We start from the raw sequence: 16,705 nt of genomic DNA, 5'->3' as shown, positions 1-16,705 counted from the left end.
GCCCCGACGGATCTCAGTTCAGCCCCCCGATGGCGGGCCTCGCCCGCGACTGCCCCGTTAGCCTCGAGGGATGAAACTCGGTCTGCAACTCGGATACTGGGGCGCCCAGCCGCCCACGAACCACCGCGAACTCGTTCAGGCCGCCGAACGGGCGGGCTTCGACTCCGTCTATACGGCGGAGGCCTGGGGTTCGGACGCCTACACTCCCCTCGCCTGGTACGGGAGCGACACCGAACGCCTCAGACTCGGCACGTCCGTGCTTCAGCTGTCGGCCCGCACGCCCACCGCGTGTGCGATGGCGGCCCTGACCCTCGACCACCTCTCGGGCGGCAGGCACATCGTCGGTCTCGGCGTCTCCGGCCCGCAGGTGGTCGAGGGCTGGTACGGCCAGCGATTCGCGAAGCCGCTGGCACGCACCAGGGAGTACGTCGACATCATGCGCCAGGTGTGGGCGCGGGAGGCACCGGTGACCAGTCCCGGACCGCATTATCCGCTCCCGCTGTCCGACGAGTCGGCGACCGGCCTCGGAAAACCCCTGAAGTCGATCGTGCATCCGCTGCGCCGGGACATCCCGGTCCACCTCGGCGCGGAGGGCCCCAAGAACATCGCCCTGGCCGCCGAGATCGCCGACGGCTGGCTTCCGCTGTTCTTCACACCCCGGATGGCCGACCAGTACAACGCCTGGCTCGACGAGGGGTTCGCCCGACCCGGCGCCCGCCACACCCGCGAGACGTTCGAGATCGCCGCGGTGGCGCAGATCGTCCTCACCGACGACGTCGCCGCCGCCTACTCCGCGATCAAGCCCTTCCTCGCGCTGTACATGGGCGGCATGGGCAGCGAGGACACCAACTTCCATGCGGAGGTCTACCGCCGAATGGGCTACGCCGAGGTAGTCGACGAGGTCACCGCGCTGTTCCGGTCCGGCCGCAAGGACGAGGCCGCGGCGATCATCCCGGACGCGGTCGTGGACGATTCGGCGATCGTCGGCGACGAGGCCCACGTACGCGAACAGATAGCTGTCTGGGAGCGCGCCGGGGTCACCACGATGCTCGTCTCCCCCGGCACCGTGGCCGAGGTGGAACGCCTCGCCGCACTGCTCGACTGAGCCGTTGACCGCAACCTTGATTAGGTGAACGAAAGGTTAACGCGACCCGAATAACGCTTGACTTCACCTTGCGCGGAGGTTACAAAGGTATGGACTGCAAAGAACGAAGGAGGTCTCCACCATGCGAAACAGCACAGGTTCGACCTTTGCGTCCACCTTTCACGCGTACATTCGCCGGATCGCCGCGCGGATGAACCAGAGCGCCAACGAGCGCCTGAGCCTGCAACTCGGAAACTCTCCGGTCGCGGTGCTCGGCGTCGGCTGACGGCCCGAACAACACGAAACAGCAGTGGTCCCCGACGGAACGAATCCGTCGGGGACCACTGCTGTTTCGGAGGGTTGTGAACAAGTCGTCGTTCAGGAACGGCCGGCGGACGGCCCGGCGACGACGGTCAGCTCACGCGGTGCAGGCGGAACAGCGGAATCACCCGGGTCGTGCGCTTCTCGTACAACGTGAAGTTCGGCCACACGCCGAGCAGCCGGTCCCACGCGGCGGCGCGCTCGACGCCGGAGAGCTCGGTCGCTGACATCCGCGTCGCCGCCCCGTGAACCTCGACGTCGAACGAATCGGCGGCCCGGATGTTGTAGACCCACGCAGGCGTCCGCGGTCCCCCGAAGTACGAGCCGGCGACGATCCAGTCCTCGCCGTCGGGCGCCGCGAGCACCGGCGTCGAGTGCAGCACTCCGCTCTTGCGGCCGCGCACCGTGATGGTGATCCCGGGCAGTCCGGCGATCCGCAGCAGATCCACTCGCCCGCGCGAGACCTTCTGAAGCACGGTGTCCGCCTTCACGATCCACGGGAGGTACCGCGGCAGCCAGGAGATCGACCCGATCAGGATCGCCAGCCGCGTGAGGATCCCCACCGGGTCAGCCGAGGTCTCTGGTGAGCGTGTCGGCCAACAGCCTCGCGACCTCCGCCGGATCGTCGAGATCTCCGCCCTCGGCGAGCACCGCCGTCGCGTACAGCAGCTTGGCGGTCGGTTCGAGAGCCGTGTGATCGTCGCCGTCCGCGTCGAACTTGCTCCGCAGGGCCATGACGAGAGCGTTGTCCGGATTCAGCTCCAGGATCCGCTTCGACTTGGGCACCGGCTGGCCCGACGCCCGATACAGCTTCTCCAACTGCGGGGTCATCGAGAAAGTGTCCCCGACCAGGCACGCCGCCGACTCGGTCAGCCGCGAACTCAGCCGCGCCTCCGAGACGTCGTCCGCGAGCGTCTCGGCGAGCCAGGACAGCAGCGGTGCGAACTCCTCGTCGCGCTTCGACTTCTCCTCGCCGTCGGCGTCCGCGTCGGCGTCATCGAGGTCGACGACGCCCTTGGCCACCGACACCAGTTGCTTGCCTTCGAAGTCGAGACCGGAGGAGACCCAGACCTCGTCCACCGGATCGGACAGCAGCAGCACCTCGATGCCCTTCGCGCGGAAGGCCTCCAGGTGCGGCGACCGCTCGATCTGCGTCCGCGACTCGCCGGTCATGTAGTAGATCACGTCCTGATCGGGCTTGCACCGCGAGAGGTAGTCGACCAGTGTGGTCGGCTCGGTCTCACTGTGGGTGGACCCGAACACCGATGCCTTGAGGATCGCCTTCGCGTTGTCGTGGTCGTTGATCAGACCTTCCTTGAAGACGCGGCCGAAATTGCTCCAGAAGGTCTGGTAGTCCTCCGGACGACGGTCCTGCAGTTCCTGGACCGACGAGATGACCTTCTTCACCAGACGTCGCCGGATGGCGCGGATCTGACGGTCCTGCTGCAGAATCTCGCGCGAGACGTTCAGCGACAGATCCGCGGCGTCGACCACGCCCTGGACGAACCGCAGATACTCGGGCATCAACTCGGCGGCGTCGTCCATGATGAACACGCGCTTGACATACAGGTGGATTCCGCTGGTGCGCTCGCGCATGAACAGATCGAACGGCGCCTGCGACGGGATGAAGAGCAGGGCCTGGTACTCGAACGTGCCCTCGGCGTGCAGCGAGATGGTCTCGAGGGGCTCGTCCCAGGCGTGCGAGATGTGACGGTAGAACTCGGCGTACTCCTCCTCGGACACCTCGCCGGGCGACTTCGCCCACAGCGCCTTCTGCGAGTTCAGGGTCTCGTCGACCTCTTCAGTCGTGGGCTCGCCGCCTTCCTCGGCGGCAGGCACCTGCTTGGTCACCCGCATGCGGATCGGCCAGGAGATGAAGTCGGAGTACTTCTTGACCAGAGCGCGCAGCACGTTCTGGTCGGCGTAGTCGTGGACCGCGTTCTCCTCGTCGACGGCCTTGAGGGTGAGGGTGATCGACGTGCCCTGCGGAGCGTCGGGGGCCTCGTCGAGGGTGTAGGTCCCGTCGCCGGTCGACTCCCAGCGCGTTCCGACGGTCTCGCCGGCCTTGCGCGTGACCAGTTCGACGCGATCGGCGACCATGAACACCGAGTAGAAGCCGATGCCGAACTGGCCGATCAGTTCCCCGGCGTCCTTGGCGTCGGTCTCGGCGAGCTTCCGGCGCAGTTCATCGGTGCCCGACTTCGCCACGGTGCCGATCAGGTCGACGACCTCCTCGCGCGACATGCCGATGCCGTTGTCGGACACGGTCAGCGTCCGAGCGGAGGCGTCCGGGGTCAGCCGGATGTGCAGATCGGAGATGTCGACGTCGAGGTCCTTGTCGCGCAAGCCTTCCAAGCGGAGCTTGTCGACCGCGTCCGACGCGTTGGAGATCAGTTCGCGAAGAAAGCTGTCCTTGTTCGAATAGATCGAATGAACCATCAGATCCAGCAGTTGGCGTGCCTGGGCTTGGAACTCGTACACCTGCGAGGTCACCGCGTAACTCCTCATCGTTGAGCTGATTTCGCGCCGCTGAGTGTACCGGGGCGGCTGCGCGTACTGTGAAGGGCGTGTCTGGGGTTCCACGTGCTCTGTTCGTCCACGCTCATCCCGACGACGAGTCGTTGTGGACCGGCGGCACCATGGCACGACACGCCCGGCGCGGCGGCGAGGTCTCGCTGGTGACATGCACGTGGGTGCCCGGGACCGCGCGCCACGGCGAGTTGCTCGACGCCGCCCGCGAACTGGGACTGTCTCGCGAGCCCATCATGCTCGGCTACGCCGACAGTTTCGTCCCCGAGTCCGCGCCCGGCGCGACTCCGTTCGTCTCAGCGCCCTTCGACGAGCAGGTCGCGGCTCTGGTGGCACACATCCGGGAGATCAAGCCGCACATCCTCGTCACCTATGACGCCTACGGCATGTACGGCCACCCCGATCACATCCACGCCAACCGGCTCACGTGCGCCGCGGCCGACGCCGCGGCGATCGGCGCCTACCGCCCCGACGCGGGCGAGCCCTGGCAGGTCCGTTCGCTCTACTTCATCACCATTCCCGAGACCACCGTGACCACGTTGAAACCGCACCTCACCGAGGACTCGCATCTTCCCGTGTCCGGGACGCCCAGCGACCGGATCGACCTCGCCGTCGACGTCGACGACTGCCTCGGCAGCAAGATCCGCGCGATCGTCTCGCACAAGACGGAGATCGCGCGCAGCGCGTCGATGAAGGCCTTCGGAGCACTCCCCCGCGATCCGCAGCGACTGTTTCTGCAGTGGGAGTCGTATCTGCGGCGCGATCTCGTTCCGGGCGGAGCCGAGCTCGCCTGACTCCCGGCTCAGGCCGGCGACACGACCTCGACGAGATCGGTGCGCAGCCCTGACGCCCGCGCCACCCGGCGGCCGACGGCGGCGCGCAGGGATTCCGGTGTGCCGACGATGTTCACCTCGCGCTCGGCGCGGGTGATCGCCGTGTAGAGCAACTCCCGCGTCAGCAGTTCCGCGTCCGGGGGCGGGAGGATCACGGTGACCGTGCCGAACTGGCTGCCCTGACTCCGGTGAATGGTCATGGCGTAGACCGGAATCGCGTCGGCGAGCTGACTCGGGTGAAGCCGCTTGATCTCATGACCGCGTTCGAAGACCGCGGCGAGCCCGCCTGCATCGTCGATCACCACTCCGGAATCGCCGTTGTAGACGTCCTGCGTCCGGTCGTTCGCGGTCACCAGCAGCGGTTCGCCCGGATACCAGCGGCCCGTTCCGGCCGCACCGCCGAGGTCGTCGCTGATCCAGCCGATCACCCGTCTGGACCAGCCCGCGACCCCGTAGGGACCGTCCCGGTGCGCGCACAGCACGCGGTGCCCCCGGAGTGCCACCACGGCGCCGCGGGCGTCGCCGCTCCGCGCCGCCTCGCGCAGGCTCCGTGCCCAGCCCACGGCTTCGGTCCGCACCACGTCGGCGTCATCCGGATCGATCAGCCGGACCGGATGCTCCGACCGCGCGCCGTGGCCGATGAGCTCGATCACCCGGTCCGCGTCGCCGGCGTTGACCGCTTCGGCGACCTCGCCGATGCGGTCTCCGTAGCGGTGTCCGCGGCGCAGCGTGATGACGCCGCGCGCCAGTGCGGAGGTCTCCGCCGAATCGAAGTCGGCCGCCGCGAGATCGCACACAGCCGTGAACGCGTCCGGAAGCACGGCGCCGGCCCCGGCGGTCACATCCCGGTCGACGAGGTCAGCGAGAACCGCGCCCGCCTCCACCGACACCAGCTGGTGCGGATCGCCGACGAGGATGAGCCGGGTGTCGGCGCGCAGCGATTCGAGCAGACGGCACATCATCGTGACCGGGAGCATCGAGGTCTCGTCGACCACCACGACGTCGAAAGGCAGACGGTTGCCCGCCCCGCGGACGAACGTTCCGTCCGGCCGAGATCCGAGCAGGCGATGCACGGTCACCGCGGCGGGGTCACTCCGCAGGGTCTGGTGTTCGCGGCGGTACTCCCCGATCGCCGTCTGCAACTGGGCCGCGGCGCGTCCGGTGGGCGCGCACAGCCCGATCCGGAGGTCGCCGCCGAACAGCGTCTCCATCACGGCCAGGATGCGAGCGACCGTGTACGTCTTGCCGGTACCGGGACCGCCTGCGAGGACGGTGGTCCACGAGGTGGCCGCCAGCGCCGCGGCGGCACGCTGGCGGTCGTAGCCGCTCGTGTCGCCGGCCCCGAACGCCGCATCGAGCGCCGCCGTCAGCACGGCTGCGTCGACCGCGGGCCGGCTCGCGGCGCGTGCGTCGAGGATCTGCCGGATGCTCTGTTCCTGCCGGAAGAATTTGCGCAGATACAGCAGCGGGCCGTCGGCCGATTCGGCGAGGGCGAGCGGTCGCAGTGGGCCGGTGCCGCCGCCGATCACCAGCGGCGACGCGGCCAGCGCCGCACGCAGCGCGTCGGGTGCGGGCCACGGCAGCGGCGTCTGGTCGTCACCGGCCGCCGCGAGATCGGCGATCCTGTCCAGCTCGACGCAGGTGGAACCGGTCCGGACGGCACGGACCGCCAGCGCTGCGGCAAGGAGCACCTGCTCGTCGACGGGTCCGCCGCACAGCGCTGCGACGCGCCTGGCGACGTGCACATCGGCGGCGTTCAGCACACCCGCCGCGTTGAACGTCGTGAGCAGATCCGATCCCGAGGCCACACGCTGCGGCGCGCAGCGGTCCGACAGTGCTCCGGCGGTCGCGGACGGGTCGGTCATCGCCCCACTCCTTCCGTTCGGCCGGCGAGGAGCTCCGACATCTCGACGATCAGGGCGGGCGGCAGGTCCCATTGAAAGACGCCGCAGCCGGGCGGAGTCTGCGGACCGGCCATCCCGCGCACGAAGTGATACTGCACCGGACCCAGATGCCGTGCGGGGTCGTAGCCGGCGAGCCGCCAGCGCAGATAGCGGTGGAGTGCCACCGAATACAGCAGTGCCTGCAGCGGATAGTGCGCGGACATCATCTCCTCGGCCATCGCCTCGCCACCGAAGTCCTCGACCGCCAGATCCCCCGGACGCAGGCGGTTGGTCTTGTAGTCGACGACCACGAATCGGTTCTCGGCGGTCCGCAGCACCGAGTCGATGCTGCCGGTGAGATAGCCGGTGAAGGTCTCGTCGGAGACCGTCCGGACCATTTCCGCATACGGTGCCAGCGGATCGTCGCCCGGCAGATGCCGCGCGAGCAGATCTCCGACCTCCTCGAGGCCGAACCCGCCGGCGGTATCGGACAACGGCAGTTCGAAGTCCATCTCGGCCAGTCGCGCGCCGGGTTCGATGCTCCACAGATCGCCGAATCCCAGAGGTGTGGTGAGCACCCCGATCAGCGCGCGGGCGAGAACATCGACGTCGATCTCGACTCCCCGTGCCGCGGCGCCCTGCACGCACATCTGACGCACGTGCGCCGCCATATCCGGCTCCGCGGTGTCCACATGCTCGAGTACTTCGTGGACGAGGGTTCCGAATCCGGCGCCGAAGGGCAGCCCGTTCATCAGCGACGGTGGGCCCACGACTTCTCCGGACACCGCACCGGCCTCCGCCCGCGCGTCGTCGGGCTCGTCGGGCCGCAGCACGTCCTCGGGTTCGCTCCCCGCCTGAACCGGCGAGGCTGGTCCGGGCGTCTCGGCGTGGAATGCCGCGTGCGCCGCGGCCACGATGGCCGAATACGACGTTCGGCGCCACCGTTGATCGATGTTTCTCGTGAACCGTGCCACGCTCAGTTCCGGAGGCGTGCCCGCGTCGGACGGAGGGCCCCACTCGGTGCGGCCGCGGCGACCCGCCGGTTCCACGACGACCGAGGGGTTCCCGGCTGCGACGCCGCGCAGAGCGCCGACGCACTCGGTGTCCCCGGCCGGGATCGGCACGGTGTCCGGAATCGGCGACAGGTCGCCGGACCGTGCGGCCAGTCGACGCTCGTCGGCGGTGAAGAGCAGCCGGTGCAGGGCCCCGCGCGCGGTCGTCGTGCTCGGCGCCCACCACAGGACCACCTGGCTGCGGGCTCGGGTCGCGGCCACGTAGAGCAGTCGAAGATCCTCACCGGCGCCTTCGGAGCGGGACTGCCGATCGCGGCGCGCATAGCCGCGCGCCTGTTTCCCTCCGACGTCGAGATAGCGGCGATCGCCTTCGTGGAACAGGAAGGTGGCCGGATTCGGGTGGCTGGCGCCGTCCCAGCCGAACGGCACGTAGACGATCGGGAACTCGAGTCCCTTGCTCGCGTGGACCGTCATGATCTGGACGGCCTCGGTGTCGCGGTCGAGCCGTCGCGTCGCGTCACGCTGCTGTCCCCACTGCGAACCCTCGTCGATCTGTCGTCCGAGCCAGTCGACCAGCGTGGCGATCCCGGTCGACGACTCGGTGACATGCCGATTGCACAGTTCGGAGATCTGCAGCACGTCGGTGAGCAGACGCTCGCCTCCGTCGACGCCGAGCAATCGCTCCGCGGTGCCGAACTCGCCGAAGAGCCGTGCGGCCATCGCCGCGAACCCGCCGTCGGCGAAGACGCGACCGAGTTCGGCCAGCCGTCCCGACAGCGCGCCGACACCCGTGTCGCCCTGCCGTTCCAGCGTCTGGGCCGACAGTCCGAGGATCGGCGTCAGCGCGGCCAGACGCACGCGTGGCTGGCGGGACGGCGTATCGATGGCGGACAGGACGTACCACCAGTATCGGGCCGCGGGTGTGGCGAAGATGGAGGTGCCCGAGGTGACGACGGAGGCGATGCCCCGTTCGGCGAGGGCACGCTGCAGCGGTGCGATCGTGCGGTTGGCGCGGAGCAGAACAGCGATGTCGCCGGGTTCGACCGACCGGGCGCCGTAGCCGTCGTCGATGGTCACGTCGCCGCCCAGCACACCCGCGATGTCGTCGGCGACGTCGTCGGTGACGCGCTCGCGGACTTCGGCGACCAAGGGAGTGGTGCCGTCCTGCGTCGTGGTGGTGAAGTCGCCGCGCAGGAATCCGCGGATACGGACCGCGGGCGCGCCGTGGATCCGCGATCCGGAACGGCGCGCCCGAACCGGCTGATAGGCGATCTGTCGGTGACCGAGCGTCGCGCCCTCGAAGAGCGCGCCGAGCCCGTCCACCACCGCGGCGTCCGAACGCCAGTTCATGGTCAGCCGCTGCCGCTCGTCTGCCGCCTCGACCGCGTTCAGGTAGCTCAGCACCTCGGCGCCGCGGAAGGCGTAGATCGACTGCTTCGGATCGCCCACCAGCACCAGCGGCAGGTGATCGTGGAAGCATCGCCTGACGATCTCCCACTGCTGAGGATCGGTGTCCTGGAACTCGTCGATGAGCACGGCCGAGAACTGTGCGCGGATCCGGCGGCACGCCTCATCGCCGATCTCGGCGTCGGTGACGATCTCGAACAGCGCCTGCTGCAGATCGTCGTAAGTGCGGACCCTGGCCAGCCGCTTGCGCAGCGCCGTGTGTGCGCGCGCCTGCTGAGCGATCCACACTCGCAGGTCCGATTCCTCGGTCCGCTCGTCCTCCCGGTCGGGAGCCAGTGCCGCAGCGGGATCGCGGACCGCGGCGACGGCGATCTGCTCGGCTTCGGCGTACCCGGGCGCCGAGTCCGGGTCGCCGGCGAAACGCGCGAGGTAAGCGTCTCGCGCGAGCTCGGCGACCATGTCGTCGACGTTCTCGAGGATCGGGAACTGCTGCTGACGGCCGCCGAGGAAGCCGAGGACCGAGAGCATTCGATTGCAGAAGGTGTGGGTGGTCGCCATCGTGGCGGCGTCGAAGTCCGACAGGGCGTCCGCGAGCCGTTGACGCCGCCGTGCGACCTCGTCGGCGTCCGCGTCGGCCAGGAAGGCGATCAGATCGTCGCCGGACGTGCGTGCGGTGGCCCGATCGTGCAGCGCGGCGACGCACTCGGTGAGACGAGAATGCGTCCGGTCCCGCAATTCGGCGGAGGCCGCGTTCGAGAACGTCGCCATGAGCAACTCCGACACCGGGACGCCGCCGGCAATGTAGCGCACGGCCAGCGCGACGATCGCGTATGTCTTGCCGGTGCCCGCGCTGGCCTCGAGGACCAGCGTCCCGGTGGGCAGCGGTCCGGTGAGATCGAAGGCGGTGTCGCTTCCGAGTGCCGTCATCGATCCTCCTCGTGCGCCAGGAGCGACCCGAACAGGGCCGCGGCGAGTCGGATGTACATGTCGGTCGCGTCGTCGCCGGGCAGCAGACCCGCCACGGACGACAGCGCCTCCGGCTGCGGCACCGCCGCGGCCATCGTCTCGAATCCGACCGCCGCGTCGGGATCCCCGTGGAAGACGAGCCCGGCGTACCGGTTCTGATCGCCGTACGACTTCTTGTACGCCCACTCGGCTCGACGCCGGGCCTTCGCCGGGTCGCCCGACCTGCCGAACTCCGACGCCGCGGCCACCGCGGCATCGAGGGTCAGGCCGATCGGCGCGGTCAGTCCCGCGTCACGGATGGCGACGAGCACCGCCAGCAGGTCCCCTGCGTCGTCAGGGGTGCGGATTCGACTCACCTTGGCCGACGGGTACCGACCGGAGGCACTGCCGACGACGACGGCTTCGGCGACGTCGCGGTCGGAACCGGCCCGGATCGCCAGCAACCGGATCCAGGCCGCGAGGCGATGCTTGGGCCCGAGCCGCGAATAGCTGACGGGCACCAGCCTGCCGGCGAAGACGTCTCCGACCGTCCCGTACACCCGGCGGCCGTCGGGCAGCACCACGCGGACGTCGACGGCGTCGGCGGAATCGTCACGATAGCCGTGTGCGGCAGTCGCCACCGCCTGCGCCTTGTCGCGGATGGGACCGAACTCTCTGGTTCCGAACGCGAAGGGCGGCAGACTGCCGCGCCGCAGTTCGGCTCCCTGCGCGGCGTGCGGATCCGCACCGCTGAGCAGCGCGTCGAGGTAGCGGTTGCCCACGCCCCACCGTTCGAGACCGTCCAACTCCACGGCGAGTTCGTCCCGATGTTCGTCGGCCTGTTCGGGCAGCCCCACGCCGAGACGCTGCCGTGCATGACCCTCCACCGGTGCGGCCAGAAAGCTGATGAGCTCGTCGAGGTCGACGTCGGCATCGCCCGGCGCCCGCGGGAGTCTCTCATCGGCGATCACCGGCAGCGCGGGTCCCCGCTCGCGGCATCGGGTGAGTGCGCTCAGAGCACGGGCGCCCGGAAGCAGGGCCGCGTCGTAGCTGAAGGGCCCGGAACCGTCGTCGACGAAGTTCCGTTCGTCGAACGCGTGCAGGGTGTGCCGGTACAGCACCGGAACCGGATCGCCGACGCTGACCCCGAGCACCCCGCGCAGGGCGTCGAGCAGCTCGGAGACCACCACCGCCGGCGGCGTCCGGGCACCGGTCAGCGCATCGGCGCCGGTGTAGAACACCAGCAGGTGCTCGGTCGCCGCACAGATCGCGTCGAGGAACACCTGGCGGTCTTCGTCGCGCACATTCCGTTCCCCCACCATCGGCGCGACCTGGAGGATGTCGTCGCCGTCGACGGCCCCGGCCCGCGGGTATTGACCGCTGTCCATGCCGAGCACCACGATCACCCGATGCGGCACCGAGCGCATCGGCACCATCGAGCACACGGTCAGCTCGCCGGTGCAGAAGTTCGATCGCGTCGGACGCGCGATGAGCAGCTGCGCCATCAGATCGCGCATGTCGGCGAGCTCGAGTTCGGACTCCGGGGTTCCCTCGGGAACCGAGAGCGCATCGGTGAGCATGCCGACGGCTTGCGCCCGCTGCCACTCGGTCTCGGAGTCGGTGTGGGTCAGCAGATCGGCGGCGTGGATCATCGTTCGCAGCCATTGACCGGAGGCATGGGGTTCGGACACGGTCTCGAGCAGTGTGGTCAGGCGCTCGGCGAACTCGGCGAATCTTCCGGCGAGATCGGTGTCCGTCGAATCGATTCCCGACAGTGGCAGAGCGGTGGCGAGCCACTCGTTCTCCGCTTCCTCGGCGACCACGCCCAGCAGGATGCGGTCGAGCCCGGTCCGCACGGTGCCCTGGGGGAAACCGCCGAGCCCGAATCGGCGCCGCTGGGTCTCGTCGACGCCCCACCGGATACCCGAGCGCTGGACCCAGCCGGTGATCGTGTCGACATCGTCGTCGGTGAAGCCGAACCGGCGGCGCACCGGCTCCGTCGCGGCCAGATCGAGCAGATCGCCGGCCCGGACCCGGCCCGCCGCGAGGTCGAGGACGCGGGCGAGCACGTCGAGCACCGCGTTCTGCGCACGGATGCCCCGATCGGCGAGCCGCACGCGCAGCGAGAAGGCCGGATGGTCGCCGACGCGGCTCGACTGCCCGAAGACCCCGCCGATCAGCGGTGCGTACGCCTCCACGTCGGGACACATGATGAGCACATCGCGCGGTTCCAGAGTCGGGTCGGCGTCGAACAGGTGCAGAAGCCGGTCGCGAAGCACCTCCACCTGGCGCTGCGGACCGTGGCAGGCGTGCACCTCGACGCTGCCGTCGGCACCGGGGTCGAGTCCCTCGCCCTCGGCCGGGCGCCCGGGATCGTCGCGCCTGATGCCGTCCTGAAGCGCACCCAGCAGTGTCGCGGGACGACGGTGTTCCGCGGAATGGTGGCAGGTGGCGCCGACCGCGGGCGCCAGCACCTCCTGGAGCTCCTGCACGTCCCGGGACAGGCTCGCCAGCAATGGGTGCCGCACGCGCACCGGTCGGCGTTCGGCGCGCAGCCGTCCACTCCGCTGCGGCCCCGCGGTCTGGACCGCCGACCACAGTTCGGGCGAGGGATGCGGAAGATACAAGCCCACCTCGCGCCGCTCCGACAGCGCCGCGAGCACGCTTCGCAGCGTCTGCGGGATCCGCGTGGCCCCGAACAACGAGAGCCGTTCGGGAAGGTCGACGGCGTCCGCGTCGGCGCGCAGACGGTCCACCACGACCGGCAGTTGCTCCGCCAGATGCGGATGCCCCACCTCCTCGCGGACCAGCCGCCACAGCCACGGCTGCCACCGCAGATGCTCGGCGAGTTCTCCTCCCGCACCGTCCGTGTCGGAGCCGGAGGCCCACTCGGCGATCATCGTCGGCCGCTGCCATCCGTACGAGGTGAACAGTGCGGCGATGGTCGACGCGGTCGAGAGCCGACGTCCGCGATCGGCGCGGGCGTCTCCGGTCCCGAGATGTGTGGCGAGAACGCGGAGCACGGGATCGTCGATGTGGCCGTCCACCACCCGCAGCACCGGCCATCGCAGACGATCGGCGAACCAGCTCTCGGCGGCCTCGGGATCGTCCGACACGCCGTCGAGCACCTGACGCAGCAGGAACGACGGCGAGTCGAAGGCGATGTTCGCGGCGATGCCGTCGCCGCCGCACGAGGTGCCGAGCCGCAGCGACAGCTGCTGCCGGAGCCAGCGTTCCACTCCGCGCTCGGGGACCGCGACGATCTCGGTCCGCATGGGATCGGCCAGTGGCCGGGACAGGGTGTCGGCGAGCGCCTCCACGAGGCATCCCGCCTGCTCGGCGCGGTGCACGGTCAGCACTGGCGACTCTCCCCTCTGCTCAACTGGCGCTACCGGACTGCTCGGCCGTCTGGGACGGTGTCAGCGGCGCCGCCGGAACTCCACTTCCCCGCCGGTGTGTTCGGCGAGCCCCGCACGCACCGCCTCCGGGAGCGGCGCGGGTCGGCCGGTCGCGAGATCCACCACGGCACAGGTGGTCTCGGCGAGCGCAGCGAGTTCGCCGTCCCAGGCGCGGACGCGGTAGCCGTAGTCGAACGACTTCTCGCCGATCCGTGAGATCCAGATCTCGACCTTGGCCGATTCGTGGTGATAGAGGAGCGGAGTGACGAACTCGATCTCCTGCCGCGCGATCAGGAAGCCGAACCGCCGATCGTCCTTCTGGAACCACAGGTGCATGGCCCGGACCCGAGCCTCCTCGAGGATCCGCGCGAACTGCACGTTGTTGATGTGGCTGAGCGGGTCCATGTCGCCCCAGCGCAATTGAATCTCGACGACGAACGGTGTGTCGGGCATGCGTGCACCCTATCGCCCACCTCCGACAGTCCGGCCCGCCGGGACGGGTCGGTCGGTGCGCCTCGCCGACGGACCCGAAGTCGCGCCGCGATGTCGGTCGTCGCCGATACACTCCCCACGTGGACATCGGGACTCGACGACTTCGGCTGCGCCCCGTGGCACCTCACGACGCACCGCTGCTGCACGGCCTGGACGCCGACCCGGTGGTGATGGAGTTCGTCACCGGAGGCGAAGCCACTGCGCCGGCGATGATCACCGATTGGGTCATCCCCCGATCCCAGGCGCAGTTCCGCGAATGCGGAACCGGCCTCTGGGTCGCGTTCGACCGCCGAACCCGGCTGTTCACCGGTTGGGTCTGGCTGCGGGCACCCCGGCATTCGGCGGTGCCGGAGCTGGAGCTCAGCTACCGGCTGCGGCGCGAATCGTGGCACCGAGGACTGGCGACCGAGGCGGCGTCCGCACTGATCTCGGTCGCCTTCACCGAGACCGGGACCGAGCGGATCTTCGCCAGCACTCACCCGGACAACATGCGATCGCAGCGGGTGATGCAGAAACTCGGCATGCGTCTGGCGGCCGAACACCTGCGTCGCGAGCAGTTCGACGACGGATTCACCGGTCACGATGTGGAGTACGAGATCTGCCGCGCCGATTGGCTCCGGACCCGCCGGCCCGCAGCCGTCGCACCGTCCGGACCCCGGCACCGTGCGCGCGGCCCCGGCACCGTCGAGATGACCGCCTGATCGTCGCGGACTACCGTGATCGGTCAGGGGCCCGGCATCACCGAGCATCCGCTTCACCTCGTCATGTGAACCCACCACCCAGGAGACATTCAATGACCAGCAGCCCAGCCACCAGCCTGCGGCGCCGCCGACAGGTGGTGATCATCGGCTCCGGTTTCGGCGGTCTGTTCGCGGCACAGCGCCTCAAGAAGGCCGACGTGGACGTGACCCTGATCGCGAAGACCACCCATCACCTGTTCCAGCCGATGCTGTACCAGGTCGCGACCGGCATCATCGCCGAGGGCGAGATCGCCCCGGCCACCCGGGTGGTGCTGCGGAAGCAGAAGAACACTCGGGTCCTCCTGGGCGAGGTGTTCGACATCGATCTCGAGAACCAGGTGGTCCGCTCGCAGTTGCTCGAGCGCGTCACCGAGACCGCCTACGACGACCTGATCATCGCCGCCGGGGCCGACCAGTCGTACTTCGGCAACGATCATTTCGCCGAGTACGCACCCGGCATGAAGACGATCGACCACGCACTGGAACTGCGCGGCCGCATCCTCGGCGCCTTCGAGCAGGCCGAGCTCTCCAACGATCCGGCCGAGCAGAAGAAGCTGCTGACCTTCGTCGTGATCGGTGCGGGCCCGACCGGTGTGGAACTGGCGGGTCAGATCGCCGAGATGAGCGACAAGACGCTCCGCGGCGCGTTCCGCAACATCGATCCGACCGACGCGAACGTCATCCTTCTCGACGCCTCGCCCGCCGTTCTTCCGCCCTTCGGCCCCAAACTCGGCGAGAAGGCGCGACGCAGGCTCGAACGCCTCGGCGTGGACGTGCAACTCGGTGCGATGGTGACCGATCTCGATTACGACGGTCTCACCGTCAAGGAGAAGGACGGCACCACCCGGCGCATCGAGAGCCAGTGCAAGGTGTGGTCGGCCGGTGTGCAGGCCAGTTCGCTCGGCAAGGTGCTGGCCGATCAGTCCGACACCGAACTCGACCGCGCGGGCCGGGTGAAGGTGGGACCGGACCTCACGATCCCCGGTCATCCCAACGTCTTCGTCGTGGGCGACATGATGGCGGTCGACGGCGTCCCCGGAGTCGCGCAGGGCGCGATCCAGGGCGGCCGGTACGCCGCCGACGCGATTCTCGCGGAGATCCGCAAGGGGCAGACGCCCGACCAGCGCAAGCCCTTCAGCTACTTCGACAAGGGCTCGATGGCCACCGTCTCACGCTTCAGCGCCGTGATGCAGGTGCCGATCCCCGGAACCAAGTGGAAGTTCGAGAGCGAGGGTTACATCGCCTGGCTCGGCTGGCTCGCACTCCACTTGGTGTACCTGGTGGGCTTCCGCAACCGGTTGAACACCATCATCAACTGGTTCTTCGCCTTCAACACCCGCGGGCGCACTCAGCTGGCGGTCACCGAGCAGCAGGTGTACGCGCGGACCGCCCTCACCGAACTGTCCTATCTCGAACGGCTCCGGCTGGCCGAGGCCGCCCGCGCCGACGGCGACGGCCCCGAACGGACCGACACCGCCGGCTGACCGATCGTTCCCGTGATCGGGCCCTCTCGCCGCGGCGAGAGGGCCCGATCGGCATTCTCAGCCCGCGGGTGTCTCGATGTTCTGCAGGCGGACCCGCGACTGCGCGACGAGCCTGCCCGTCTGATCGGTGATGTCGACCTGCCAGAGCTGCTGGCGGCGGCCCCGGTGAATCGGGCTGGTCGACACCGACAGCGTCCCGCTCGACACCGAGCGGAGGAAATCGGTCGAGTTGTTCGCACCGACGGCGGTCCCGCCGAGTCCGCTCTCCTGCAGCCAGCAGAAGGCGCTGATGCTCGCGGCGCTCTCGGCCAGTGCGCAGTACACACCGCCGTGAGTGATGCCGAAGGGCTGATGATGGATCTCGGAGAGCTCCAGCGTGCCGCGCAGTCCCTCGCCGTCTGCGTGGGTCACGGTGAAGCCGAGGAGTCGGTCGAGGCCTCGGGCCTCGGTCGGGTCGATCGCAATTGACGTCTCTTCCATACGTGAACCCTGCCACTGCCGGTAGGAGAGACGCCAGTGACCCCCGCGCTCCTCATCGAACACGGGGGTCACCGTCGCGGATCGGGGGTCTCTGCA

Annotated in this window: 12 protein-coding genes; 5 read left to right on the top strand and 7 right to left on the bottom strand. The window is 69.2% G+C overall.

Annotation, left to right across the window (positions count from 1 at the left end):
• Window positions 1–70 precede the first annotated feature (70 nt).
• Both ACE11G_RS08185 and ACE11G_RS08180 read left to right on the top strand, forming a co-directional pair.
• Window positions 71–1,105: an LLM class F420-dependent oxidoreductase gene (locus ACE11G_RS08185; protein ID WP_375004014.1), complete on the top strand. Its 1,035-nt coding sequence runs from the start codon at window positions 71–73 to the stop codon at window positions 1,103–1,105.
• A 121-nt stretch (window positions 1,106–1,226) separates the two neighbouring features.
• Window positions 1,227–1,370 carry a hypothetical protein gene (locus ACE11G_RS08180; protein WP_156150511.1) on the top strand — a complete coding sequence of 48 codons (144 nt, stop codon included), beginning with the start codon at window positions 1,227–1,229 and terminating at the stop codon, window positions 1,368–1,370.
• A gap of 127 nt (window positions 1,371–1,497) precedes the next feature.
• Here the strand turns inward: ACE11G_RS08180 and ACE11G_RS08175 are convergent, their stop codons facing one another.
• Together ACE11G_RS08175 and htpG are read right to left on the bottom strand one after the other, a co-directional pair.
• Window positions 1,498–1,968, bottom strand: a complete 471-nt coding sequence (locus ACE11G_RS08175; RefSeq protein ID WP_006895053.1) for a nitroreductase family deazaflavin-dependent oxidoreductase — start codon at window positions 1,966–1,968, stop codon at window positions 1,498–1,500.
• 4 nt (window positions 1,969–1,972) lie between these two features.
• Window positions 1,973–3,913: a molecular chaperone HtpG gene (htpG, locus tag ACE11G_RS08170; protein ID WP_375004013.1), complete on the bottom strand. Its 1,941-nt coding sequence runs from the start codon at window positions 3,911–3,913 to the stop codon at window positions 1,973–1,975.
• Window positions 3,914–3,963: 50 nt separating this feature from the next.
• Between htpG and ACE11G_RS08165 the strand changes: the two genes are divergently transcribed.
• A complete protein-coding gene (locus ACE11G_RS08165) occupies window positions 3,964–4,728 on the top strand; it encodes a PIG-L family deacetylase (protein WP_006895056.1) in 765 nt (254 codons plus the stop codon).
• A gap of 8 nt (window positions 4,729–4,736) precedes the next feature.
• Here ACE11G_RS08165 and recD read toward each other — a convergent pair whose 3' ends face one another.
• From recD to ACE11G_RS08145, 4 genes are read right to left on the bottom strand one after another with little or no spacing between them, the layout of a single operon-like run.
• Entirely contained in the window at window positions 4,737–6,632 is a 1,896-nt protein-coding gene (gene recD / locus ACE11G_RS08160) for an exodeoxyribonuclease V subunit alpha (protein ID WP_278127386.1), read from the bottom strand.
• Complete coding sequence (locus ACE11G_RS08155) at window positions 6,629–9,997, bottom strand: UvrD-helicase domain-containing protein (protein ID WP_375004012.1); 3,369 nt, start codon at window positions 9,995–9,997, stop codon at window positions 6,629–6,631. Before ACE11G_RS08155 ends, recD begins: the two co-directional genes overlap by 4 nt.
• Window positions 9,994–13,374: an exodeoxyribonuclease V subunit gamma gene (gene recC / locus ACE11G_RS08150; RefSeq protein WP_375004011.1), complete on the bottom strand. Its 3,381-nt coding sequence runs from the start codon at window positions 13,372–13,374 to the stop codon at window positions 9,994–9,996. Before recC ends, ACE11G_RS08155 begins: the two co-directional genes overlap by 4 nt.
• Before the next feature lie 60 nt (window positions 13,375–13,434).
• Window positions 13,435–13,866 carry a thioesterase family protein gene (locus ACE11G_RS08145; protein ID WP_062367703.1) on the bottom strand — a complete coding sequence of 144 codons (432 nt, stop codon included), beginning with the start codon at window positions 13,864–13,866 and terminating at the stop codon, window positions 13,435–13,437.
• A 119-nt stretch (window positions 13,867–13,985) separates the two neighbouring features.
• On the opposite strand from ACE11G_RS08145, the gene ACE11G_RS08140 reads away from it, so the two are divergent.
• Entirely contained in the window at window positions 13,986–14,606 is a 621-nt protein-coding gene (locus ACE11G_RS08140; RefSeq protein WP_006895062.1) for a GNAT family N-acetyltransferase, read from the top strand.
• A 92-nt stretch (window positions 14,607–14,698) separates the two neighbouring features.
• The gene (locus tag ACE11G_RS08135) at window positions 14,699–16,129 is read left to right on the top strand and encodes an NAD(P)/FAD-dependent oxidoreductase (protein ID WP_006895064.1); all 1,431 of its coding nucleotides are present in this window, start codon (window positions 14,699–14,701) and stop codon (window positions 16,127–16,129) included.
• A gap of 57 nt (window positions 16,130–16,186) precedes the next feature.
• Here the strand turns inward: ACE11G_RS08135 and ACE11G_RS08130 are convergent, their stop codons facing one another.
• Window positions 16,187–16,609: a PaaI family thioesterase gene (locus ACE11G_RS08130; protein ID WP_045537875.1), complete on the bottom strand. Its 423-nt coding sequence runs from the start codon at window positions 16,607–16,609 to the stop codon at window positions 16,187–16,189.
• Window positions 16,610–16,705 lie beyond the last annotated feature (96 nt).

The sequence above is a fragment of the Gordonia sp. PS3 genome, assembly GCF_041950545.1.
GTDB lineage: Bacteria > Actinomycetota > Actinomycetes > Mycobacteriales > Mycobacteriaceae > Gordonia > Gordonia sihwensis.
The sequence above is the reverse complement of the archived record's forward strand: the minus strand, read 5'-3'. Positions and strand labels throughout refer to the sequence as shown.